Below are 25,423 nucleotides of genomic sequence, written 5' to 3'. Positions count from 1 at the left end.
AATGCTAACAGATTGAACAAACTAAATTTATAAAAAAACATTTCTATACTTAACAAAATTCTACTTCTGTATGTTCTTACAAAATCTAAATTCATATGCGCCTGAACCTAATTTCATTTCAGGCATATCACTTGACCTCCAATCATCTTCCACTATTCGTAATGTAGCAGATGTATTTGTTGGCACATCAACGTTTAATACTGCTTGTCCATGTTCTACACGCCAATCAATTTTAATTTCCCCATATGCTGTTTCACGCTTAATACAAACCCAATCTAGATTAGAATTAAAATGAGGCTGAATATAAAAATGTTTATATGCTGGTTTTGTTTCATCCACTTCTAATCCAATAATATATCGGTATATCCATTCAACGATAGAACCATATGCGTAATGATTGTACGAATTCATACTATCATTCCAAAGGGCTCCATCCTCTTTCACACCATCCCAATGTTCCCAAATCGTTGTGGCACCTTGTTTCACTTGGTATAACCATGATGGATAATCTTCATGAAATAGAAGCTTACAAGCAAGGTCATGACGGTTAAACTTGCTTAATATTAAATTTAAATACGGTGTTCCTATAAAACCTGTTGTTAAATGATTTTTATTTTCTTTTAAAAGCTCAATTAAGCGATTAAATACTTTCTCCTTCATATTATCTTTCACTAATTCAAAAAGAAGTACTAATATGTGGGCTGTTTGTGTATTTGAAATTAACCTACCATTCGGTGTAACGAATTCATTTTGAAACGCTTGAACAATATTTCCATGTAGCTCTGCATAAAACTTAGCATCTGTATTTTCACCTAAAATCTCAGCAACCTTTCGTAAAAGCGATGTAGAATACGCATAATAAGCTGTCGCAATAAAATGCTTGTCTGTTCCGCCTTCATATACATCAGGTTTCGTATCTAATGCGAGCCAATCCCCTAAATGATAGCCTGTATCCCATAAATACTCATTTTCACCTTGTGAACGTATGTAATCTATATACTTCTTCATACTGTCATATTGTTCTTTTAAAATGGATACATCTCCGTAATGTAAATAATGAACCCATGGACAAATAATTGCTGCATCGCCCCAACCGCCAGAAGTATCTAAATCAAAGTCCGGTCTTTTCCCAAATGCATCTGGAATAACTAACGGCACTGCTCCGTTAACATTTTGGTCTAATGATAAATCTTGGAGCCACTTTTTAAAGAACAATTGCACATTCATAATTTGTGTAGCCGTCCCAATGAACATTTGTGCATCTCCTGTCCATCCAAGTCGATCGTCTCGCTGCGGACAATCTGTTGGTACATCAAAGAAGTTCCCTCTTTGAGACCACTCCACATTATGATGAAGTTGATTGATTAATGGATTAGACGTTTCAAATGCTGTCGCTTTTTCCATATCTGTATGTAATACACACCCTTCAAAATCTGCTATTTGAGGCGGCTGGGTTAATCCACTTATTTTCACATACCTAAAGCCTTGGTAGGTAAAATGAGGTTCAAACGTTTCCTCTTCCTCTCCTTTTGCTATATACACTATTTTTTGTTTTGCCTTGCGGAGATTTCCATTATAAAAACTACCGTCTTTATTTAATATTTCAGCATGATGCAATTCTATCTTTTGTCCAGTATAAACATGACGGACTTTAAACCGAACCCAACCTACCATATTTTGTCCCATATCAATAAGCCATTCATGATTTGGTAGTTTTGAAATAGCGATTGGTTTTATAATTTTCATTTTACGAATCGCTTCATTTTCCTGTGCAACAATTATTTGTTTGGCATGCTCAATTACTTCAACATCTTCTAGCTCTTGATCACTTTCTTCTAGCCTAGCGTCATAAACTTCTCCTTCATAAATTTCCGAATACAAAATAGGGCTTGGAGTTACTTTCCATGTTTCATCTGTTACAATTTTTTCTTTCGTTCCATCTTTATACGTGATATGTACTTGAGCAATTATCGCTCTCCTTCTCCCGTAATAATTACGTACATGATGCATAGTAATCGGCCCTTTATACCACCCATTTCCTACCATTGCGGAAATATCATTTTGACCAATCTTTAATACATGCGTTATATCATACGTTTGATACAACACTCTCTTATCATAACTTGTCCATCCTGGGGTAAAATAACAATCTCCAATACGCTCTCCATTTATAGAAGCCTCGTATAATCCTAAACTAGTGATATATAAACGTGCTTTTTCAACTAATTTTTTAATAGAAAAGCTTTTATTAAAAGACATTACCTTCGTGCGCTCTTTTTTCGCAGCAATCCAGTTCCCGCTCCAATTATCTTGCCCTTGTAATCCAGTCTCCCAAAATGCTACTTCTGACCAAGCTGACTCTTCTTCATGATTATCCCATGCCTTCACTCGGTAAAAATAGCGTGTTTCCCTACTATATGAAAACGAATTGATTGGTATATATAAACTTTGATCTGTCTCTACCTTCTGCGAATCGAATACTATAGTTTGAAACTCTTTATCCTTCGCAACCTGCAATTGATACGCAAGTTGTTTTACATTTCGGTTACTCGACTCGAGTTGCCAACTAATTTTAACAACTTTCGAATCTATACCTATCGGATTATTTTTATTATCACAGCGCAATTTCTTTATTATTAGCACACTTCTTCACCATCTTTTCTAAATATTAATTTAAATTAATTATAATAAAAACAAAATTCTAAATAAATAATAATTTCATTCATCCTTACAAAATTATTAACTTTCCATATTTATAAAGGTTTTTATTTTCTATTACCGAAAGTATAGTGCGGTAGAACAAAAATTATATTTGGAGGTTAGAAGTATGTCTAAAATTGAAACGCCTGTTATGACTTCTTTACAAAAAACGGTTGAAAAAATGATGAAGGATTTAAACGTTCCGGGAGCTGCTGTAGCTATTATAAAAGACGGTGACGTTATTATTTCAGAAGGATTTGGCTATCGAAATTTAGAGACAAAAGAACCAGTTACACCGCGTACTTTGTTCGCAATTGGTTCCTCAACGAAAGCTTTTGGCACACTTTCATTAAGTTTGTTAGCACAGCAAAAAAGGTTTAATTGGGATACTCCTGTCCAGTCTTATATACCTAACTTCTCTTTATCTGAACTACTTGCTAGTTCACAAGTTACAGGACGAGATTTAGCTTCTCATCGTACCGGGGTAAGTCGTCATGATGCCCTTTGGTACAGCTCTTCCTTATCTCGAAAAGATCTCGTTGAAAAAATAAAACATTTACCACTTGATGCACCGTTCCGCACATCATTTCTATATAACAACTTAATGTATGCGACAATTAGCTATATTGTAGAAAACATAACGAATCAAACGTGGGAGCAATACACTACAGAACATATTTTAGAACCTTTAAATATGAGACATACAAACTTCTCTGTTACCGATTCACAAACGACAGATGAATACGCTTTACCTTACATTGAAAATGACGGTGAAATAAAAGAAGTTCCATTCCGCAACATTGATACCGTTGGCGCTGCTGGTTGTATCAATTCTACAATTAAAGATATGGCAAATTGGGTACTTCTTCACTTAAATGAAGGAAAATTTGGAGATCATGAATTAATCTCCTCTGAATTATTACAACAAATGTATACACCACACAATTCCATTCCAGACCAACCGGTTTTATCACTCCCTGAATCTCCATTAAATAGTTACGGTCTTGGTTGGTTTATTAGCGCTTATCGTGGTAAAAAAGTGATTCATCATGGCGGTAATATCGATGGATTTTCAGCGCTTGTTTCATTCATACCAACAGAAAACATAGGCCTTGTCATTTTAACGAATGCTGGAGGAACATTACTTCCTACTTATCTCGCTAATCAAATTTATGACGAACTACTTGAATTAGAATCCATTGATTGGCATAAACGTGCTGTAGAAGATACTGAAAAAATGAAGGAAATGATGAAAGAAGCAACTGAATCCCTCCCAGAACAAATGAAAGGGACTACACCTTCGCACAAGTTAGAGGATTATACTGGTACTTTTGAACACCCTGCATACGGAACATTACAAGTATACAAACGAGATGATTCGTTATTTGTACAATTTATGGAGATGGACATTCAATTAACGCATCATCATTACGACATCTTTTCTGCAAAAGTTGATTTATTCCAAATGAAAATGAGTTTATTATTCGCTTATGAAATGAATGTGAGTGGTGAATTTCCATCGCTTCAGTTACATGTGCCAGCTACACTTAGTACTCAGCCACTTGCATTTAAGAAAACAAAATAAATATTTTAATAGAGGGACGATAACTCTTCCCTCTATTCCCCTTTTCTCTATGCAAAAAGGATGCAACTACTTCAAAACGAAGAATGGTAAAAAATAAAAGGCAGATGTGATTCACACCTGCCTTTTATTTTTTTATATCAATTTTTTCTGGTTGAAACCAAATTGGCTTTAATAGCTCAAAGTCTTTATGATCCTCTAAAACTACAGTAAGACGCTCTAGCGTATCATCTAACATATGTGGTGCTGCTCGTAATGTCCATACAACTGATGAGAACACTGTCATACCTACGTATACCGCATATAATTTCCAAAACTCCTCTGGTATTCTCCCATTAAAGTATCCTTCTATTTGTCCGATTGAATACGGAATACTAATGTCTCTTGCAAATAGTGCTATTTTTACAAAATCATGAAGTGGGTCGCCCCAATCATAACCATTAAAATCAACAACACCTACATATTTCCCATCCCGTACAATTATATTTTCTAAATGAAAATCATCGTGTTGAAATTGATTGGGGCGATTTTGTAAATACATTTCATTTTCATCAATAAACTTAATGATTTTATCATCATTTTTTATTTTTATTCCGCATGTTTTGTATGCCTCTACATATTTTTGATGTTTTTTCATGGCTCTTTCATACCATGGAAGTGTATCATTAGGAGCTTCATATGTATGCATTTTTGCTAAATCTTTTCCTGCCTCTATGCCAATTTCATATTGTTTTTTTGGTGAATACGTAGGCAATAGCTTCTTCGCATCTTCCCCTTCTAAATATGAAAAAATACTATAGCATACACCTTCTTCTTCCAATATACCTATTTCAATTGGCCTTTGTGCCTGTACGTTACGTTTTACCATTTCATTTAAAATTTGAAACTCTATTTTTCTTCTTTCATACTCTTGTATATCGCCAATCCGTAACAAATATTTTTCCTCATCAATTGTCGTAACTATATATTTCTTATCCGGTGAAAAACCTTTAGAAATTTCTACAATATTCGTTGCATCTTTTACTATTTGTATATTGTTTTGCCATGTTGTAATTGTTTTCATGCATATTCCCCCTTACATTTCTACATTTGGTGTATACGCTACCCAAAATTACATATGATGAATGCCTGCTCGAAGTTTATTCCTATTAAGAATACGCTCCTTGTACTACTTGCACAATTTCCATCGGTGTATTGACCATATAATCTGGTGCATCTTTTTTCACTGTTTCAATGACATCATATCCCCAAGATACCCATATTACGTTCACCCCAGCCTTTTTACACGCTGCTACGTCTCGCTGTTCGTCACCGACGTATAACATATCTTGCTCAGTTATTTTTTTCGATTTTAAAAATCTTTTTATCATTTTATCTTTACCGAACAAATTTTTAGAACAATATACTTCTTGTATATTTTCTATATTATTATTGTGTAAAAACGCCCGAATATGCTCTTCTGAGTTGGATGATATGACTGCAATTCCGTAGCCTTTTTTATGTAACTCATCTAATACATCCTTCATCCCATGGAACAAAATAAGATCTTTTATGGCAGGTTGATACAATTTATAAAACTCTAGTGCTAATATCGGTAGTTTATACAATGGTACATCGAGTTGTTTACATCTCTCTGGCATCGTTAATTTACGTAAATACTCAATTTCTTCTTCCTTTACCGTTTTATATCCGTGCTTTTTAGCAATTTGATTATAAATTGGTACAAATGTATTTTGTGAATCTACTAATGTGCCATCAAAGTCAAAAACAATATATTTTTGCATTCCCATACTCCCTTTGCTTCTTTTTCTAAACCTATCTTATTCAACACCGTAGTTGTCTTACCCTTCCATACACATAAAAAAGAACAAGATTTTCTCTTGTTCTTTTTAAGAAAGCCACTTTGGCGGTACATTCGTATTCCAATAAATATTCCCTAACTCATGGTGTCCAGAGTACCCATCATCAAAACGGTGATAGTGGAAATTAAAATAGTAACCATCTTGCGGTGGATGATCTCTCCTTACATGAAATCGCAATAAGTCATTTCCTGATTTCGTGTCATAAACGTGAAAGATTTTTTCATTATTCCCACCAGCTGGTTTTTGGGAAATCGCTAATGATTGTAGTGAATCTTCTGGTACATCATTGGCAAGCTCAGCAATTGCCTCTTCAATTTTCGGTAATATTACATCTTTAAATTCATCTTCAATTACTGGACCAATTTTAGTTCCAAACTTTTGCATCGACTGCTTCTCTGCTTCTTGCATTGCATACGTAATAAAAGTATCGGTGGTTAACCTGTCATTCGTTTCTTCATATGTATAGGACGTACTCTCCAAATTTTGTTGCCCAGCTGTGCTCGTAGGCTTGTCCGCAGCTTTGGCATTATCAAGCAATATGGAAGGAGGCGTCACTAAACCAAATGTAAATACGGTAATTAATGCGACTAAGGTTTTTCTAAACCAATTTGGCATGTATGTTTCCTCCCCTTTCACTCATTATATTTTATATAACGGTTGTTTTCTCTATTATACAAAATGATTGTAATTTTTGCACTTTACAATTTTGTTAACGTTCACATATTTTTCACTTGAATATGAAATTGTAAGATTTCATACAATAAAATACAACAACAATGAGGAGGAGATCCGATGACTTTAGATGTCATGTATTCCGCCGCAAGCATACTCGTTTTAGTATATTTTATTTATCAATGTGTTACGGATTAGAAAAAAGAGCCATTTTTCGGCTCTTTTTTCTATGGTAAGAATACTATCCAACCAATTAATACTATAAAAATAATCCCGGCAATTACAGCTGGCAATAAATAAAAATGAGAAAGTATAACTATTCCATACAAAAGTATTACTGGAAACAATAAATAGCGATCTGTCTTCCATCTTAACAAGAGTAATTTGCCTTCATCACAATATAAATGAAGAAACATTTTGTTCGTAAACTCATTCCAATAGTCGCGCGCATAACGGGAAATTGCAAATAAAGCAAATGCAAGAATAATAGCGGCAATCCACTTCGGACTCATAATAATACTAACAGTACTTATACATACAATTTGAATATAAAATATTCGCGCACTACTTGTACGGAAAAATTCTTTTAAAAAGGATTCAACAATACGATAATCCTTTTTCTTCCCTAAAAACTTTTTAGAACATGGAAACATCCACGCCTTTTTATTCGAACTACTCGGTTTAGCTGTATGACCACCAACTTGCATAATCCGACTCGTCCAGCGCATACTTTCTTCTTTTTCTCTCTCAACTTCTTTAAAAAAGCAATTTTTATAATTTAATTTTTCTTTTATCAATATGATAATTAGAAACACTGTTAGACCGATACTTAGTATAGAATACCATGGATTTTTATAAATAAGAAACAAACTCAATCCAAAAAAGGATAGACTTATAGAAAATATTACATTTTTTATAATCCATAGTAGCCATCGTTTCCCCACACGTACATGAATAAATCTCGTTAATAACGCCAACAAAAATCGAAATACAGTAAAGAATAGCCAAAATAATACGACTTGTATCTTCGTCACTCCAATACTTTTCATCAACACTGGTAACATCGCAACAACAACTACTACATTCGTTATTGCTATTCGAATAAACGTATATGTCATGCCATACTGGATTAATTTTTGCATGTGAGCGGGGTACGAAATTAAAAATAAACTATCCGCTTGCTCAAAAAATGAGCGAACTCCTCTTCCATATGTAATCGCATAAAATGCGAGTAGACTTAATCCGAAATAAACAGTCTCTCCCATCGATAATTCTTCCGTCCATAGTGAACGATAATAAATCCCCATAAATATAAATGCTGGAATAACAATATATAGCGCAACCGTCCAATCCGTTATAGAACGTATGGACTTCCATTTCCGCCCTAGTTCATGGCGTAATCTTTTATAAAATTGTTTTTTAATCATGTTGTTCACGCCTTACAATTACATCAAAACAGTCTAATAATGAACTTCCTGGCATTTCTGCTAACGTTTGAATTGCCTCTAAATGGCCATCTGCGACTAATGTACCTTGAGATATGAGTAAAAATCTTTCGCAAATTCTTTCAGCTGTATCTAATACGTGCGTACAAAGTAAAATTCCTGCCCCGCGTTCTTTTTCTTTATATAAATAACTTAAAAACTCTTTCGTAGCTACCGGATCTAAACCGATAAAAGGTTCGTCAATGATATAAAAATCTGGTTCAGTTAAAAATGCTAATATAAGCATCGATTTTTGTTTCATCCCTTTTGAAAACTTTGATAAATACTCATGTTTATGCTTATCCATTCGAAACATATGTAATAACTCTTCAGCTTTCCGTTCCCAGCTTCCGGCTTCGTTCTCGCGAGCAGCCATTAATAATTCAATATGTTCCCAAAGCGTTAAATAATCATAATATGTCGGGTGTTCTGGCACATATGCATACGGATTTTTCTTCTCGCCAAATGATATTTCACCATCCACATTTACAAGTAACCCGAGCATCGTTTTAATCGTTGTACTTTTCCCGGCACCATTTGCGCCAATAAGAGCAACTAATTCGCCTTGCTCAATCGAAAAGGCAATATCATGAATTGTTTTTTCACCTATTTCATATCCAGCAGAACGGATATTTACTTCTAACATACATTCCCCTTCTTTCCATTTCCAATACAAACTAGGAAAAGAATAACATATAACTATCTATATATCATTATAAAATATTTATTTTCATAGCAGGAATAAATATTTTTTAACAGAATACTTAATGTTTGATTACATTTAATTGGAGTGGATAATATGTCTTTTCAAATTCGTGAAGCTACGATAGACGATATAGATGCACTTTGTTCTTTAACAAAAGAATTAAAAGGTTCCTCTATTTCGTATGAAGATATGAACAACCGATTGCAATTCGTACAAATGAGTCCTTTTGATTTTTTATATGTTTATGAGGAAGAAAAAACTATACTTGGATTACTTGGGTTTCGTATACGTGAAAATTTAGAAGATGTAACTCGGTATGGAGAAATTTCAATTATTAGCGTTGATTCTACAATACGACGGAAAGGCGTTGGGCAAGCATTAATGGATTATGCAGAGCAATTAGCAAAGAAGCATAATTGCATTGGCACATGGCTAGTTAGTGGAACAAAAAGAGTAGAAGCTCATCCTTTTTACAAAAAATTAGGATATGAAGTGAATGGATATCGATTTGTAAAACATTTTTAAATTACTTCTTAATAGAAAGGACTATAACTATGACAACTATTAAAGCAATTTTCATTGATCGTGACGGTACAATTGGCGGCGACACTACAATACATTACCCAGGATCATTTACATTATTTCCTTTTACAAAAGCATCACTGCAAAAATTAAAAGCTAATCATATAAAAATTTTCTCTTTCACAAATCAACCAGGTATCGCGGATGGGATAGCGACCATAGCCGATTTCTCACAAGAATTAAAAGGCTTCGGTTTTGATGATATTTACGTATGTCCTCATAAACACGGTGATGGTTGCGAATGTCGTAAACCAAATACAGGCATGCTGCTACAAGCAGCCGAAAAACACAGGCTTGATTTAACACAATGTGCTGTAATTGGTGATCGCTGGACTGATATCGTTGCAGAAGCAAAAGTGAATGCGACAACAATTTTAGTACGAACAGGTGCTGGATACGACGCTTTACATACGTACCGAGACAAGTGGGCACATATTGAACCAAACTACATTGCAGAAAACTTTGAAGATGCGACAAATTGGATTTTAAGTCAACTATAATGCGAATTAAAAGAGACGCCTTCAAAATGAAAGCGCCTCTTTTAATTTAATATTATTTAAAACGTTAATTCGTAATGGAAATAACGATTATCTCTCAAATATCCATTTTCAGCGTATAATCGCTGTGCTGATAAATTATCAATCTCTGTTTGTAATTTTACACCTTTTGCACCATTTTCTAAGGCGAATCCTTTCGCAGCTTCTAATAATTTTTTCCCTGTTCCTGCCCCGCGCTTAGCAGCTTGTACAAATAAATCATTTAAAATCCATAATTCTTTCATCGAAATAGAAGAAAATGATGGATATAATTGTGTAAATCCAATATATTCACCATCTTCAACTGCTACGAAGATAACAGATTCTTTTCTCTCCATTCGATTTCGTAAAAATACTTTTGCTCCTTCTAGATCGGAATCTTGTCTATAAAACATACGATAGTTATTAAAAACCGATGCTAGTCCATCTAAATCTGCAATTGTTGCCTCATATATTCTCATTTTACTCCATTCCCCTTCCAATACCGTTTCATTATATCCGTTGCCCATTTAGGCTGTACAATTTCTTCTTTCGGCATAAACTCTTTCATTATTGGCTTTATATCCAATACAGGGGTGCCATCAATAGCATCTAACCCCTCAACAATAATTGATTTACCTTCTCTTTTGATTACCTTTACAATGGTTGCTCCTATACGATTCGGACGATTTTTTCCACGCTGTGCAAAAATACCTACTTTAGGATAATCATGATTATTTCTAGGATATCTAGCAAAATATTGAATTTGTTCATCAGTTACTTTATGAAAATAAAAAACAACTTCAATATGTGAAAAATCTTCAATCCCTTGTATACTTTCTTCTGTATACATTTCAGTTAAAGTAATATAGGATTTTACTTCTCCCCACTCATCATCTTTTATTTCCTTTCTTTCATTATGTACAAATGCGATTGGTTGAACTGAAAACACACGCATTCCCCCTTCAATGTAACCACTTACATTATAAAATATTTTCTGAATGTTTTCCACATACACGAACTAGATTACATAATATAATTATAATCTATTTTGTAAGGCGAAATGAACTGCTTCAACTGCATGTATATAAGTTGTATCGAATATTGGAACTGATACGTCTTCCTGCTTTATTAATAATCCTATTTCTGTACAACCTAAAATGATACCCTGTGCGCCTTTTTGCACTAAATCTTCTATAACTGTTTTATAATACTCTCTGGATTGAGATACGATTTTTCCTAAACATAATTCTGTATATATGACTTCGTTTATTTTTTCTCTATTTTTTTCTAATGGTACTATGGCTTTTATATCATTCTCTTTAATACGTGATTTATAGAAATCTTGCTCCATTGTATATTTTGTTCCAAGTAAACCAACAGTTTGAATACCTTTTCTTTTCATTTCTTTCGCAGTTGCATCTGCGATATGTAAAACTGGAATATGAATATTCTCCTTTATTTTCTCAATTACTTTATGCATTGTATTTGTGCAAATAATAATAAAGTCTGCGCCTCCCATTTGTAATGAATATGCTGCATTCCCTAGAATTTCTCCTGCACTATCCCAATCACCGCTAGACTGGAATCCTTCAATCTCTTCAAAGTCTACACTATTAATTAAACATTTAGCTGAATGTAACCCACCTAATCTACTTTTTATTTCTTCATTTATGATTCGATAATATTCAGCAGTTGATTCCCAACTCATACCACCAATAAGACCTATCATTTTCATTAAACCTACACCCACCTCACACTATTTTTATAACCTGATTCAAACATTTTATTATGTATATTATACATAATAAAACAAGACTTTACGTTAAAAATATAAAGTCTTGTTTTAACTATTTCCAAGGAAATTTTATAAGAATATTCTGAAATTAAAACTCTAATGTTTTTATAGAATCTTCATATCGATAATGAAAACATTCTCGATACAACTGTTTAATTTCATCATAGGATGGTACTCGTGGATTATTTGCTGGACTTCCACTTTCAATTGCATCTGATGCCATTTTAGAAATAGCTTTTTCAAATTCAACCTCACCAATTCCGTATTCTTTTAAATTTGGAATACGAAGATCAAAGCAAAGTTTTTTTATTTCCCCGAGCGTGTAATCGGCTACTTCTTCATCACAATAGGAATACATATCTTTATTTAAACAGCGTCCAATTTCTGCTAGTCTTTTTACTGCACTCACTTTTGTATACTCTAAAACTGTAGGTAATAGTATTGCATTTGATATACCATGTGGTACATGAAATAACGCTCCTACTGGTCTTGACATTCCATGAACTAATGTAACAGATGCGTTTGAAAATGCAATTACAGCTTGTAAGGAAGCAATCATCATCGCTTCTCTTGCCTCCATATTCTCTCCATCTTCATATGCAATACGTAAATATTTCATAATACTTTCAATAGCGGAAAGAGCGAGTACATCTGTAAGTGATTGTGAAACTTTAGAAATATATGCTTCGACTGCATGACATAATGCATCTATCCCTGTTGCTGCTGTAATATGAGGTGGTACAGAACGTGTTAAAATCGGATCAATAATCGCTACTTGCGGGGTAAAACTCGGATGTTTCATCATCATTTTTACATCTGTTCGTTTATTCGTAATTACTGCTACACTTGTTACTTCTGACCCAGTACCCGAAGTTGTTGGAATTGCAATGAGCGGTAGCGGATCATTGTCTATTTCCATATCCTTTTGGACATAATCTTCTACTTCTCCGCCATTTGTATATAACACCGCAACTGCTTTTGCTGCATCAATACAACTTCCACCACCAAGACCGATAATAAAATCACACTTTTCCTCTTTACAAATAGTTAACGCCTCTAACACATGTATATTTGTAGGCTCAGCATTTACTTTATTATATGTAATAACGGTAATACCTTTTGTATTTAATTGTTGTATACAACTCTCAACATATCCTAAATTCTCCATAATTGTATCAGTTACTATAAAAGCTCTTTTTCCAAACTTCTTGGATTGTTCCCCCAGTTTTTCAAGCGAATTTCTTCCATATAATACAGACTTCGGCATACGAAATTCAGCAACTTCTTGCAAGTACTCCACCTCTTCTTTCCCTAATTAATATTTTCGTCTATAAAATATCTATTTAATAAATTCCTGTTAAAGTATAGAACGCGATAACTAAAAATACAGCAAACGTTTTCAAAACTGTAATAGCAAATATATCTTTATAAGATTGTTTATGTGTTAACCCAGTTACTGTAAGAATAGTAATGATAGCTCCGTTATGTGGTAATGTATCCATTCCTCCTGATGCCATTGATACGATACGATGCATTACTTCTAACGGAATATCAAATTGATTAGCTGCTGCAATAAACTTATCTCCCATTGCACTTAAAACGATTCCCATTCCTCCTGATGCAGAACCTGTAATGCCAGCTAAAATATTCGTCGTGACTGCTCCATTCACTAGCGGATTTGTAAACGTGGCAGAAATGCCATCTCTCATAATCGCAAAACCTGGCAATGCTGCGATAACACCACCGAATCCAAACTCAGCTCCTGTATTCATTGTTGCAAGTAGCGCTCCGCCAATACTTGTATTCAATCCAGCTTGGAATCCTGTTACTACTCGTTTCCAATATAATAATAACGTTGTTACTATACCTATAATAAGTGCTAATTCTACTGACCAGATTCCAACTACTGCACTTAATTCTACTTTTCCAAATGCTTTCATACCAATTGCAGAAAAATCAAAACCATTCGGATACCACTTCGGTATCATGATAGTAAAAACTTTATTCATTACACCTACTAAAATAAGTGGTATAAAAGCAATTACTTGCTGCGCTCTTGTAATTTCAATATTTTTAACCAGCTGCATATCTTTTTGTTCTGCTTGTAAAGAAGCTGCCATTTCCGTATTCCCATCGTTAAAACCAAAATATCCTTCTCCTGCTGCCTTTGCCTTCTTACGTCTACTCTCTAAATATAGTAAACCTAATGTAAGAACAAAAATTGCTCCTACAATTCCAAGTATCGGTGCAGCATAAATGTCCGTTTTGAAAAAAGTTGTAGGTATTACGTTTTGAATTTGTGGTGATCCAGGTAGCGCATCCATCGTAAACGTGACTGCTCCAAGAACAATCGTTCCAGGGATTAAACGTTTTGGAATATTCGCTTGTCGAAACAGCTTTGCTGCGAATGGATATACAGCAAACACTACTACATACACACTAACACCGCTATACGTTAAAATAGCCCCCATTAATACAATTGCTAATATCGTACGTTTTTCACCAACCAACTCTATAATTGTCTTTGCAATTGAGTCCGCAATTCCTGACATTTCTACTACTTTCCCAAATATTGCTCCAAGTAAAAATACAGGAAAATATAGTTTAATAAAACCTACCATTTTCTCCATAAAAATATTCGAAAAGAAAGGTAATACAAAACTAGGCTCTGTCAAAAATACCGCAAATAAAGCAAAAATCGGTGCAAATAAAATAACAGAAAAGCCTCTATAAGCTACAAACATAAGTAAACTAAGTGCTAATAATATAATAACTAGCTCCAATTATACCTCCTCCTTTAACAGAAAATTCGAACTTTTATTGATAAACTTCTACTACTAATCTTTTGATTCTGACATCCCTCCTCTTATTCATACAAATTTTTCATGCTAAAAATGTCTAATTATAAGTATTCGATTACATATGAAAAATCCCTTTAAACAAAAAACGATTTCATCATCATACGTTATAAAGGGATTATTAGTCTCTATATTTACTTCTTTATCAAACTATTTTCTAAACAAAAATGATTTAGTTCTTTTACATTATTTACTATATGAGTCGCACCAACTTCAGTCAATTCCGTTTCACTACCATAGCCATATAAAACGCCGATCGATGCAATTTCATTATGATTCGCACCGATTATATCGTGCTTTCTATCTCCAATCATAACAATTTCTTCTTTATTAAGTTCTTCATTTGTTTGTAAAATATGAGCAATGATTTCTTCTTTTTTTATTCTTGTACCATCTAAATTACTTCCAATGATACCTTCGAAATAATTTGTTAGTTGAAAATGCTCTATAACTTGTTCAGCAAATATAGTAGGCTTTGAAGTTGCTATAAATAAACGATTTCCAGTATCTTTTAATTGTTTTAAAAGATTTGGAATACCCTCGTAAACATTATTCTCCAACAATCCACGTTGCTTTAAATATTCTCTGAAATAAAAAACAGCTCGTTCAACTTCTCCTTCATTCATATTATATCTCTCTACAAATGATTGCTGGATGGGTGGACCAATAAATGAATCTAACTCGCTTATATGTAATTCTTCAATGCCAACCTTTTTTAATGCATACAATACTGAATTGACAATCCCTTCTTTCGGATCCGTCAATGTTCCATCTAAATCAAATAAATATGTTGTGTACACGTTTCAATCCCCCACTCATTTTACTTTATAAGTAACCTATAACAGCTTTTCCTATTACCGCTTTTATTATAATACTATCATTATCTTTTTTTCTGAAAAATTACTTTTCCTATGTCACATACTTTCAGTTACAAAAAAAAGATACATATGGTAAAGTGAAAAAGTTACAATTATTTTAATAGAAACTGGTGAAACAAATGTCAATTACGTTAATTTTTATAATGGCTTTCACAATTATTATCCATGCGGTTGAAACTAGCTCTTATAGTATTCGATTAGCTGGTGTACGTTTAAAAAAGATTGCCGTTGCCTTATCCGTCGTAGGAATGGTACTGCTTATTTCTAGAACATCTAACTTACTACAAGCCTTTTTAATCGGTGGTATTGTCGATGAAGCAAAACTAGATTCTTCTATTGATTTAGAGCATATTATACGTCTCGTTCTATTATCTGCTTCTATCGGTACATTACTTGCAATTATACTGTATCCAACTTTGACAAAACTATTTGGATACGTCATTCAAAATTTTGAAACAGATGGTTCATTCATTCGAATGATGAAGACGAATAACATTCAAAAGTTAAAGTACACAAAAAAATATGTACGGTTTCCAAAGTTAGAAATGATTCATAGACTACGCATTGGTGGTATTCCAAAACGTATTATGCTTATTAATATGTTTGCTACTGCTATTTATACAGCAGGTGTTCTTTCTGCCCTTTACGCTTCTTTTCTAAATCCAGATTATGCAACAAACGCAAGTACAGCTTCTGGTCTTGTAAATGGTTTTGCTACAATTTTATTAACCGTACTACTCGATCCACGCATCGCTCTTTTAACAGAACGTGCTTTACAATCAGAGAATGGTGCTGAGTCTATGAGTAAAATGTACGGTTGGCTAATGATTTCTAGACTTTTCGGTACATTATTAGCACAACTACTATTTGTACCAGGTGCTTACTGGATTTTATGGATTATTGAACTAATACATTAATTTACTAGAAAGGTGAATATATCAATGAATATCCAAACAGAGCAACATATCATTCGCTTAATAGAAAACGACGAATGGATGATGAACGTATTACAATTAGCAAAATCACTTGAGCTACCTGATTGGTGGATTTGCGCCGGGTTTGTTCGTTCTAAAATTTGGGATACTTTACATAACTACGAAATAAGAACAACTACACCAGACGTTGATGTCATTTATTTTGACCCTTTTCGTAAAGATGAGATATACGAACAATTATTAGAAAAGAAACTAATAAATTTGGATGCCTCTATACCTTGGTCAGTAAAAAATCAAGCTCGTATGCATGTAGTGAATAATATGCTACCGTACTCTTCTTCTGTTGATGCTATTTCTAAATTTCCTGAAACAGCAACGGCTTTAGGGGTTACATTAGACGAAAAAAACAATGTTATATTAACAGCTCCGTGCGGTATTGAAGATGTCCTTTCCTTACAAGTGAGACCAACAGCTCATTTTCTTGAATCAAAAGAACGATTACATATATACAAAAACAGAGTTATAAAAAAGAATTGGCAAAGTAAGTGGCCTAGCATTACAATCACATATCCAGAAATTTAGAAAGGATGCTTCTTATTTAGAGAAGCACCCTTTTCTTCATTTCAAAAAATGTATGACTGTTTCTGCAAATCTATCTGCTTCCTCATAATGAGGTGAATGACCGCTCTCTTCAAATACGATATACTTGCCGTTTCGGGCATCTTTATTAAATATTTCAATTTGTTTTTCACACGTTACTACATCATGTTTTCCTACAATTAATAGCATTGGATTTTGTACATCTTTTATTTTTCGTAATAATGAAGTATGAAATGCTCCTTCTAATTTTAATCTATCAAAATGAATCTTGGAGCGATTTGAAAATTCTTCCCACTCTTCATCACTATATAAACTCTCGTCTGTCACATCTTCCTTATAATTGTAAAGTTCCATTCTTTTTTCTTCTAATTCATCACTTATTCTTATATAAGCTTCTAACAACTCTTTTGAACAAGCATCGCTAGATGAATAAGCAAAGCACTCTTTTGCTACTTCTTCTTTTCCATACTTTTTTAATAAATGCCCTGCCTTTTGTAACAAAGCCCTACTTGTTAATGCGAAATCGAAAGTTGGTCCTTCAAATATTATTTTCTCTATTGAACTTGGATATATCGATGCATATAACAATGCTAAATATCCACCGAAAGAATGTCCAATTACAGACCACTTCTCAATTTGTAATACTTTTTTTAATTCCTCACAGTCTTCAATCAAATCATTTAATCCAAAAGCTTCGTCTTCAGTAATTTTTTCTGAGCGACAAACACCTCTTTGATCTATCATAATTACATATAAAGAATCTTTTAAACGTTCCGCTTGATGAAATGAAAAATCCGAGCAACTTTCCCCTGGTCCACCATGCAAGTATAGAACTGGCTTATTTTTAGGATTTCCATGTGTTTCAACGTATAGCTTTTTCCCTCTAATATGCATGTATTCCCCTGTTTCTATCAAATTCGCCTTTATGATCATCACCTTCTTTTTTTACTGAATATTATAACATCTGCTGTTAAATAATCCCTATTACATTTAAAAAGACGATAATGATTGCGAGTGGTGCTACAAATCGAAGTAAAAACGCCCAACAAGTAAATACTTTCTTTCCATAATTACCACCTACAAAAAACTCTGCTTCTAATACCTTGTTTTCCATTTTAAATGAAACGAAAATACTAATAAATAGTGCACCAAGTGGCATTAATATATTACTAGATAAGAAGTCTACTGCATCAAAAATATTCTTTCCGAAAATCGTAATATCACTCCATATTCCAAATGATAACGCTGATGGTATACCTACTAAGAAAATGCCGAAACCGATCATCCATGATAATTTCGTTCTCTTTTCTTGTTCCCCATTTGCTAATGCTGAAACAACTGTCTCTAGTAAAGAAAATGCCGATGTTAATGTCGCAAATGTAAATAGTGCAAGGAATACTGTTAAGAAAAACCCACCAAATGGAATTTGACTAAATACAGATGGTAATACGATAAATAGTAATCCAGGCCCTTCTGTTGGTTCCATTCCTAATGAAAATACAGCTGGAAAAATAGCAAGACCCGCAAATAATGAAACAAATAAATTCAACCCAACGATTGTTATTGCTGATTTTGGTAAACTTTCTTTTTTATTTAAATAGGAACTATATGTGACCATTATCGAAATCCCGATACTAATCGCAAAGAATGATTGACCCATTGCGAACAAAATACTTTCTGAAGTAATCTTTGAAAAATCTGGTTGTAAGAAAAACTTCACACCTTTCATTGCATTATCAAGTGTTAATGAACGAATAATAAGAGCGACAAATAAAACGAACAACGCTGGCAACATATATTTACTTGCCTTTTCAATTCCGTTTTGTACACCTTTTGATACGACCCAAATCGTAATGAACATAAAAGCGAAATGTCCCATAATTGCCCAAGCCGGATTTCCAATTGTTTCAGTAAATAATGCACCGTAATTTTGTCCTGGAGTAATAAGTTGTCCCGTTACTCCTCTGAATAAATAAATGAATACCCATCCACCTACAACACTATAAAACGAAAGTAATATAAAACACGTTCCAACACCAAGGCGTCCAATCCAGTGCCATCCTGTATTTGGTGCAATACTTTTAAATGCGCCAACTGCTTGTTTCTGCGTACTGCGTCCAATCATAAATTCAGCTATAAGTAGTGGTAATCCAATTAATACAGTAAATAATATAAAGATTAAAAAGAATGCTCCTCCCCCGCTCTTCCCAGCGATATAAGGAAACTTCCATATTGCGCCAAGTCCAATTGCCGATCCTGCTGCAGCCATTATAAAACCTAATTTCGAAGTCCATTGCTCTGTCTGTTTCATCTTATTTTCCTCCTATTTAAATTTATTTATATAAATAATCAAATTATATAGACCAATTCAAATAAACCCTCCATTTCTATTTCTATAAAATAAAAAAATGGCTTAGCGTCTCTATATAAAGAGACGCTAAGCCATTTGCTTAACGCGGTACCACTCTTATTGATTCTATTATGAATCCACCTTAGTAGTAATCGTTTGATTACAAACCTAATATCGAAGGTTAACCGTTAAGATTTACTAAGAATGTGATTCCGTTCCACCTTACTGCTCCTAGGCGAGTTCAGGATGTCATTTGACTATGTCACACCAACCCATAGCTCTCTGTACAAATATACGACCTTACTACTCCTATTCAACACATTTTAATATTTAGAATATATTTTCTTTTGAAATTAATATGAAGTATATCGATTATATTTGTAACTGTCAAGGGGGATATTGATTTTTTGTCGAAATGATTCATATTTCAACTGACTTTTACTAAGCTTATTAGCAAAAGAAAGAGTCTAGATTTTCACCTTTTCAGGCAAACTATAAAAAAGAATCTTCGCGATAATCGCGAAGATTCTTTTTACGGTATAAGACGCGTACAGTCCCTTGGAAAAGCACTCGCCTCTCGTACATTTGTTAATTCTAACAGTTTGTATACAATTCTCTCTAATCCAATTCCAAAACCACCGTGCGGGGGACAACCGTATCGGAATGTATTTAAATAAGATTGAAATGTATCTGGATGTAATCCTTTTTCTTTAAAAGAAGCTAGTAACATTTCATAATTATGAATTCTCTGTGCCCCTGAAGTTATTTCTAATCCTTTATATAGTAAGTCAAACGAATCAGTAATAGTTGGATTCTCGTTATTCGGCATCGTATACATCGGTCTCGCTTCTTTCGGATAATGTGTAATGAAAACAAATTCACTCTTATATGTTTCCTTCACATATTTCCCTAGTAGCTTTTCACCTTCTGTATCTAAATCCCCTACAGGAGATTCTTTACGATACTTACTTTTCAAGATTTCTTGTGCTTGTAACAATGTAATTTTCGGTATTTCAGTAATAACAGGTATTCCTATTTGTAATAGTTGTAGCTCTTTTTCACAGTTTTTTGCTACTTGTTGAAACATATATCTTAAAACATCCGTTTCTAATTGCATCACTTCATGAAAATCATTTATAAAGCCAATCTCTACGTCTAACGATATATATTCATTTAAATGACGGGAAGAATTGTGATGTTCCGCTCTATATACAGGTGCAATTTCAAAAACACGTTCTAATCCTCCCGCTACCATCATTTGCTTATAAAACTGTGGTGATTGAGCTAAATACGCTTCTTTTTGGAAGTATGGCAGCTTAAAAACATTTGCTCCTCCTTCTGCCCCCTGCGAAACAATTTTTGGAGTAAATATACGTGTGAAATCGTTCTCTATAAGGAATTCACTAAAGCTCTGGACGAGCGTAGATTTCACTTTAAATATAGCCGCGGTTCGCTCATGTCTTAATGATAATACCCGTTCATTCAGTAGTTGATCTAAGCCGACTTGTAACTTCTTTTTATTTATTTCAAATGGAAGTGGTTCTGCGCCATTTAATATTTTCACTTCGTGAGCAAGCACTTCAATCCCTAATTCTGTTTTCGAAGTCTCTACTATTTGGCCTACGACTTGAACAACACTTTCCACATCTACTTTAAATCCAGCTAGCTTGTTTTCTAATACGCATTGCATAACCCCTGATCGATCCCTTATTAATAAAAAACTAACATTACCTAGATGACGAATCTTTTTTACCCATCCTTGAAGTAATACAACTTTTCCCCTTTGCTTTGTACATTCTTTTGTGAGTGAACGCTTCATTACATTTCCCTCCAGTAAATTTATATTTATTTACGTTATTGTTATCATCGTCATCATCCACGGTCACTCACCTCCTTTCAAAGAATACAAAAATCCGCCCCTATAAATAGGGACGGATTTTTCCGCGGTACCACCCAAATTGTCATAATGACCATCTTAGTCCTGATAACGGTAGGTACCGTTTGCTTTTACTAATTATCACGTTCAAAGCAACACTCACAGGTGTCTTTCCATCATGCGGTATCACAATCTTCTCAGCAACCGATTGCTCTCTGTAGACCTTTGCATCATGTACTTTTCCTGATCATCACTTTTTATATTTACAGAGTATTCTATCTCTTCGGTTTATAAATTGCAAGTAATTTTTAAATATATTTAAATTTTTCACATCCAGTTTTGTACAATCTCCTCTAAAGCCATTCCACGTGAACCTTTCAATAAAACAACATCCTTTTTCGTTATAACTTTCAATATTTCCTCTGCTATCTCGTCTTTATTATCAAATGACTGTACTTTTTCTGTATGATAGTTCTTTCTTGCTTCTTCCGCTACGATTTCAGATAACGCTCCATACGTAAATACATATTGGATGCTCTCTTCATTTAACATTTTACCAATTTCTCTATGATATGTTTTAGCTTCCTTCCCTAACTCCAACATATCCCCAATTACGATTATTTTTTTCTCATAGGCATTTAATTTCTGTAACGTTTCAATTGCAGCCTTCATTGAGGAGGGACTTGCATTCCATGCATCGTTAATAATTGTAAAACCTGTTTTAGCGGTTAAAAACTGAAAGCGCATTTGTGTAATATTTATTTGCTGCAATGCTTCTTGTATTTTTTCTATAGGGACTTTGTAAAATTGCCCTACAGCAATTCCGACAATCGCATTTAAAATATTATGTTTTCCATGTAAGGGAACATCGTACTGTATTTTTGTATTATTTAATTTAAAATGAACACCATATTCATCTAATTGTACGTTCGTTGGAAACAAATCATTTGTATACTTTCCACCAAATGACTTACTTTCTATACCTAGCATATTAATATTTTGAGAAAGTAATGGCTCATCGCCATTATATAGGAACAGTCCATCGTCATTTAATCCGTCTATAATTTCAAATTTAGCCTTTGCAATCTCTTCTCTTGATCCAAGCGTCTCTAGATGTGACTGTCCAATCATTGTAATAATCGCTACATCTGGCTGTGCTATTCGTGATAAATTTCGAATTTGTCCTTTTTCACTCATTCCCATTTCAAGTATTAAAAACTCTGTATCTCGTTTCATCTCTAAAATTGTTAACGGCAAACCGATTTGACTATTAAAATTACCTTTTGTTTTATGCACTCGATAAGTTGAACTTAAAATACCTCCTATTATATCTTTTACCGTAGTCTTGCCATTACTACCTGTAATTCCTATTACTTTTACATTTAGCTCTCTTCGATAAAATTGTGCCAATTGTTGCAAAGCAAACAAAGTGTCATCTACAAATATAATTGGAATCCCTTTTGGCGGAGTACCGTAAGACTTTTTCCATAAGGAAGCGACAGCTCCATTATCCATTGCTTCTTTCACATACTCATGCCCATCTTTCACCCTAATGATTGGAACAAATAAATTTCCTTCTTTCATGTTTTTGGAATCTATGCAGACACCATGCATCTCGATAAGATGAAACGATTCTTGTAATCCTTCACCATTTACTACTTTTTCAAGTTTTTTCAAATTCATTTGAATCAAAGTATCACCTTTTTCCATTTAATTACATATTTACCGTTTTATTTACGCATATTAATAAAAATTTTATAGCGAGGTGTTTATATGAAAAAAGCGATTAGTTTCTTTCTTCTTTTGTTATGCCTAATCGTAGTGAATGAAACGTACGCCTATTCACCAAAATCTTTACCTATCTCTCAAAACTCTGATCAATGGCAAGTGAATATTGCTGAACCGAAAAAAGTAAACAAAAAAAAGCTTCAAGCTAAAAAAGATGAATTCCAAACTTATCAATTTTCAGTAAAAAATGTTGGAAACAGTGAAGTATATAACGTACAAGTCGAAGTATTCCGCAACGAACCAAAAACAAAAACGAAATATGAACTCTTTTCTCTAAAGGAAAGTCGTTTAGCAAGTGGAAAAACTGGATTTGAACATGCTAATTTTCCACTTTCTACAAAAGCGGATGAAGTTGATGTAATTATTACTTGGCAAGAACACCCTTTCCGCTCCATGAGAAATGGTCAAAAAGTAGAGTCTAGAAAATTTAAAGAGCATTTTGTTTTTAAAGACGAAAAAAACAAATGAAATGCGAATAAATTCACATTATCATTCATATAGCTTACTTTACTAGTACCAGTTCTTAAGCAAATTAAAAAGTCGTGGCTTATACATGCCACGACTTTTTATATTAATTCGTACTAATTCCTCTCGCTGCCCAAATACGATCGATATCCGCAGCATGTTGTCCGCCATATAAAAGAGCATCCGCTTGCTTAATCGCTTTTGCTCCATCACTGAATTTAGAGTTTGGTGTTAACGACCAGTGCGATTGTAAAATAATTTTCGTTGCTACATCACGACCAAATGCTTGCGCCATTTCATATTGGCCTTGTGCCCAAATTTCTCCATCATCATGTACTTCATTCGTAATATCTTTCGGATACACTTTATTATTATCTAATCGGCGTAAGCACGTTGGATCTGAACTAGAATAAGCAGTCGCATCCCATTCTCCAACACATGCTTTTCCGTACCCTGTAGTTGATACTGCATCTTCATACGTAGCACCTAAGAAGTCTCCAAATCCTTCTCCCATCGCTCCGCCTTCTGCCGAACTACCAAAACCAGGAACTTGATTATCTTGAATCGAATGTCCATATTCATGTGCGATAATACCCGCATCTTCTGCATCATCTACTCCGCCAGTACCAAATGTTAAAGCTTTCGTTGTCGGAGAATAAAATGAGTTGTCCGCCGTCGTTCCATTTACATTCACTTTAATAGAGCGATTATTAATATTTTTAAAACCTAAACTTTGAATGTAACGTTGCAAAGTATCGATATGATAATACGACATGACATCTTCAAAGCTATCATTTGCGCGTGTATAGTTAAATTGTAAGTTTGTAGATTTCGTTTTTGCTTTTGAAGAAATGGTTACATACTCTCCAATTAAAAATCCTGTCCCATCTAAGCCTTTTAAAGTGACCGTTTTTAATTGATTCGTTAACGCTGGAGAATCCGCATCATTGTTATCCTTTAATCCTGCTAAACTCCCGCTTGATACGACAGGATTAGGTAAAAATACTTTTCCTGACCCTTCTGCTTTTCGGTTTATATCAACCTTTTTAATTAACTTTCCGTTTTCAGCATCAATAAATGTTTCCCATGCACCAAACGGGTTATTAGAATGGACTACAACTTTATATACTGGACGAGCAATTCCCTCTTCAACAATATATCCAAATTCCTTCTCTGTAGGAGCCCATAAGTTTTGTTCACTTACTTCTCCAACATACGCCATTGATTTTTGTATTGCATCTTTTTCACTAATTTTTGTCGTAGCTTCCTTCACACCTTTAACAGATTGATAATCAGAAACAGCAAGTACTCCTTTTCCCTCACCGTTAAGAGTAACTGTAATTTGTTTTGAAAATACAGGCGCACCATTCACAACTTGTTGGAACCTAACATATGAAGCTACTGACGTTTCTGTTGTAGAAATATATTGTAAGTCTGAAAGGTCTGCTTTTAATCCATACTGCGCAGCATTTTCTTTTAAATATTCAGTTGCTTTTTTCTGCGGCGAATAAGCTTCTAGCTTTACTTGCTGTTGTTTTTCCAATGCGGAAACTGTAGTAATCGTCCCCATTACTAACGGCACAGTCATTGCCATTGCCACCATTTTTTTATTAAACATAGAACCACTCCCCCTAATAAAGTAGCTCAACCTTATCCCATTACCACTAGGCAATCATTCCCCATAAAATGGGGGGAATAAAAATTGAATCTACGAGTAATTCTCTATGAACAATTCTATTACCTTTCCATTCAGGGGGCGTGAAATTTTCTCA

At 34.0% G+C, this 25,423-nt stretch carries 23 protein-coding genes and 2 other annotated features; of the genes, 6 read left to right on the top strand and 17 right to left on the bottom strand.

The window, feature by feature from the left end; genetic code table 11:
* Positions 1–60: 60 nt before the first annotated feature.
* Positions 61–2,643, bottom strand: coding sequence for an alpha-L-rhamnosidase (locus RTP99_RS04235; RefSeq protein WP_046646909.1), 2,583 nt, complete (start codon positions 2,641–2,643; stop codon positions 61–63).
* A 184-nt stretch (positions 2,644–2,827) separates the two neighbouring features.
* Between RTP99_RS04235 and RTP99_RS04230 the strand changes: the two genes are divergently transcribed.
* Positions 2,828–4,285, top strand: a complete 1,458-nt coding sequence (locus RTP99_RS04230) for a serine hydrolase (protein ID WP_000034315.1) — start codon at positions 2,828–2,830, stop codon at positions 4,283–4,285.
* Positions 4,286–4,409: 124 nt separating this feature from the next.
* Here RTP99_RS04230 and RTP99_RS04225 read toward each other — a convergent pair whose 3' ends face one another.
* The 5 genes from RTP99_RS04225 to RTP99_RS04205 form a co-directional block, all read right to left on the bottom strand.
* Positions 4,410–5,345, bottom strand: a complete 936-nt coding sequence (locus RTP99_RS04225; protein ID WP_000849690.1) for an aminoglycoside phosphotransferase family protein — start codon at positions 5,343–5,345, stop codon at positions 4,410–4,412.
* 85 nt (positions 5,346–5,430) lie between these two features.
* A complete protein-coding gene (locus tag RTP99_RS04220) occupies positions 5,431–6,066 on the bottom strand; it encodes an HAD family hydrolase (RefSeq protein WP_001175006.1) in 636 nt (211 codons plus the stop codon).
* Between the two features lie 105 nt (positions 6,067–6,171).
* Entirely contained in the window at positions 6,172–6,759 is a 588-nt protein-coding gene (locus RTP99_RS04215) for a YpjP family protein (protein ID WP_001134412.1), read from the bottom strand.
* A 284-nt stretch (positions 6,760–7,043) separates the two neighbouring features.
* Entirely contained in the window at positions 7,044–8,243 is a 1,200-nt protein-coding gene (locus tag RTP99_RS04210; RefSeq protein ID WP_000592563.1) for an ABC transporter permease, read from the bottom strand.
* Positions 8,236–8,946: an ABC transporter ATP-binding protein gene (locus RTP99_RS04205; RefSeq protein WP_000895245.1), complete on the bottom strand. Its 711-nt coding sequence runs from the start codon at positions 8,944–8,946 to the stop codon at positions 8,236–8,238. Before RTP99_RS04205 ends, RTP99_RS04210 begins: the two co-directional genes overlap by 8 nt.
* Before the next feature lie 153 nt (positions 8,947–9,099).
* Between RTP99_RS04205 and RTP99_RS04200 the strand changes: the two genes are divergently transcribed.
* Both RTP99_RS04200 and RTP99_RS04195 read left to right on the top strand, forming a co-directional pair.
* On the top strand, positions 9,100–9,531 hold the full coding sequence (locus tag RTP99_RS04200) for a GNAT family N-acetyltransferase (protein WP_000009784.1): 432 nt from the start codon (positions 9,100–9,102) through the stop codon (positions 9,529–9,531).
* Positions 9,532–9,560: 29 nt separating this feature from the next.
* On the top strand, positions 9,561–10,088 hold the full coding sequence (locus tag RTP99_RS04195) for an HAD-IIIA family hydrolase (RefSeq protein ID WP_000207509.1): 528 nt from the start codon (positions 9,561–9,563) through the stop codon (positions 10,086–10,088).
* A gap of 56 nt (positions 10,089–10,144) precedes the next feature.
* On the opposite strand, the gene RTP99_RS04190 is transcribed toward RTP99_RS04195, so the two are convergent.
* The 6 genes from RTP99_RS04190 to RTP99_RS04165 all read right to left on the bottom strand — a co-directional run bounded on the left by RTP99_RS04190 (position 10,145) and on the right by RTP99_RS04165 (position 15,559).
* Positions 10,145–10,585, bottom strand: coding sequence for a GNAT family N-acetyltransferase (locus RTP99_RS04190; protein ID WP_001223874.1), 441 nt, complete (start codon positions 10,583–10,585; stop codon positions 10,145–10,147).
* The gene (locus RTP99_RS04185) at positions 10,582–11,055 is read right to left on the bottom strand and encodes an SAM-dependent methyltransferase (protein WP_000493234.1); all 474 of its coding nucleotides are present in this window, start codon (positions 11,053–11,055) and stop codon (positions 10,582–10,584) included. The genes RTP99_RS04190 and RTP99_RS04185 overlap by 4 nt, the downstream gene beginning before the upstream one ends.
* An 87-nt stretch (positions 11,056–11,142) precedes the next feature.
* Complete coding sequence (locus tag RTP99_RS04180; RefSeq protein ID WP_046646908.1) at positions 11,143–11,841, bottom strand: aspartate/glutamate racemase family protein; 699 nt, start codon at positions 11,839–11,841, stop codon at positions 11,143–11,145.
* Positions 11,842–11,989: 148 nt separating this feature from the next.
* On the bottom strand, positions 11,990–13,192 hold the full coding sequence (gene eutG, locus RTP99_RS04175) for an alcohol dehydrogenase EutG (protein ID WP_001158504.1): 1,203 nt from the start codon (positions 13,190–13,192) through the stop codon (positions 11,990–11,992).
* Between the two features lie 52 nt (positions 13,193–13,244).
* A complete protein-coding gene (locus RTP99_RS04170) occupies positions 13,245–14,684 on the bottom strand; it encodes a GntP family permease (protein ID WP_000424303.1) in 1,440 nt (479 codons plus the stop codon).
* 209 nt (positions 14,685–14,893) lie between these two features.
* Positions 14,894–15,559: an HAD family hydrolase gene (locus tag RTP99_RS04165; RefSeq protein WP_000288830.1), complete on the bottom strand. Its 666-nt coding sequence runs from the start codon at positions 15,557–15,559 to the stop codon at positions 14,894–14,896.
* A gap of 197 nt (positions 15,560–15,756) precedes the next feature.
* On the opposite strand from RTP99_RS04165, the gene RTP99_RS04160 reads away from it, so the two are divergent.
* Together RTP99_RS04160 and RTP99_RS04155 are read left to right on the top strand one after the other, a co-directional pair.
* Positions 15,757–16,554 (top strand): lipid II flippase Amj family protein, encoded by a 798-nt coding sequence (locus RTP99_RS04160; protein WP_000028910.1) that lies wholly within the window; start codon positions 15,757–15,759, stop codon positions 16,552–16,554.
* A 24-nt stretch (positions 16,555–16,578) separates the two neighbouring features.
* Positions 16,579–17,154, top strand: a complete 576-nt coding sequence (locus RTP99_RS04155) for a nucleotidyltransferase family protein (protein ID WP_001025801.1) — start codon at positions 16,579–16,581, stop codon at positions 17,152–17,154.
* Between the two features lie 36 nt (positions 17,155–17,190).
* On the opposite strand, the gene RTP99_RS04150 is transcribed toward RTP99_RS04155, so the two are convergent.
* The 4 genes from RTP99_RS04150 to RTP99_RS04135 all read right to left on the bottom strand — a co-directional run bounded on the left by RTP99_RS04150 (position 17,191) and on the right by RTP99_RS04135 (position 23,108).
* Entirely contained in the window at positions 17,191–18,105 is a 915-nt protein-coding gene (locus tag RTP99_RS04150) for an alpha/beta fold hydrolase (protein ID WP_073569319.1), read from the bottom strand.
* Positions 18,106–18,142: 37 nt separating this feature from the next.
* On the bottom strand, positions 18,143–19,483 hold the full coding sequence (locus RTP99_RS04145; protein WP_000814526.1) for a sodium-dependent transporter: 1,341 nt from the start codon (positions 19,481–19,483) through the stop codon (positions 18,143–18,145).
* Positions 19,484–19,599: 116 nt separating this feature from the next.
* Positions 19,600–19,848: a binding site (T-box leader), on the bottom strand.
* Positions 19,849–20,054: 206 nt separating this feature from the next.
* On the bottom strand, positions 20,055–21,341 hold the full coding sequence (gene aspS, locus RTP99_RS04140) for an aspartate--tRNA(Asn) ligase (RefSeq protein ID WP_046646907.1): 1,287 nt from the start codon (positions 21,339–21,341) through the stop codon (positions 20,055–20,057).
* A 105-nt stretch (positions 21,342–21,446) separates the two neighbouring features.
* Positions 21,447–21,658, bottom strand: a binding site (T-box leader).
* Positions 21,659–21,725: 67 nt separating this feature from the next.
* Entirely contained in the window at positions 21,726–23,108 is a 1,383-nt protein-coding gene (locus RTP99_RS04135; RefSeq protein WP_116733351.1) for a UDP-N-acetylmuramoyl-tripeptide--D-alanyl-D-alanine ligase, read from the bottom strand.
* A 63-nt stretch (positions 23,109–23,171) separates the two neighbouring features.
* Here RTP99_RS04135 and RTP99_RS04130 point away from each other — a divergent pair, with 63 nt between their 5' ends.
* Entirely contained in the window at positions 23,172–23,654 is a 483-nt protein-coding gene (locus tag RTP99_RS04130; protein WP_000709326.1) for a cupin domain-containing protein, read from the top strand.
* A 103-nt stretch (positions 23,655–23,757) separates the two neighbouring features.
* Here the strand turns inward: RTP99_RS04130 and RTP99_RS04125 are convergent, their stop codons facing one another.
* Positions 23,758–25,269, bottom strand: a complete 1,512-nt coding sequence (locus tag RTP99_RS04125) for a M36 family metallopeptidase (protein ID WP_000482290.1) — start codon at positions 25,267–25,269, stop codon at positions 23,758–23,760.
* Positions 25,270–25,423 lie beyond the last annotated feature (154 nt).

The organism is Bacillus sp. (in: firmicutes), assembly GCF_031983925.1.
In the GTDB taxonomy this organism is placed as follows: domain Bacteria; phylum Bacillota; class Bacilli; order Bacillales; family Bacillaceae_G; genus Bacillus_A; species Bacillus_A pacificus.
Note: the sequence above shows the minus strand (reverse complement) of the source record. Positions and strands in the feature narration are given on the sequence as shown.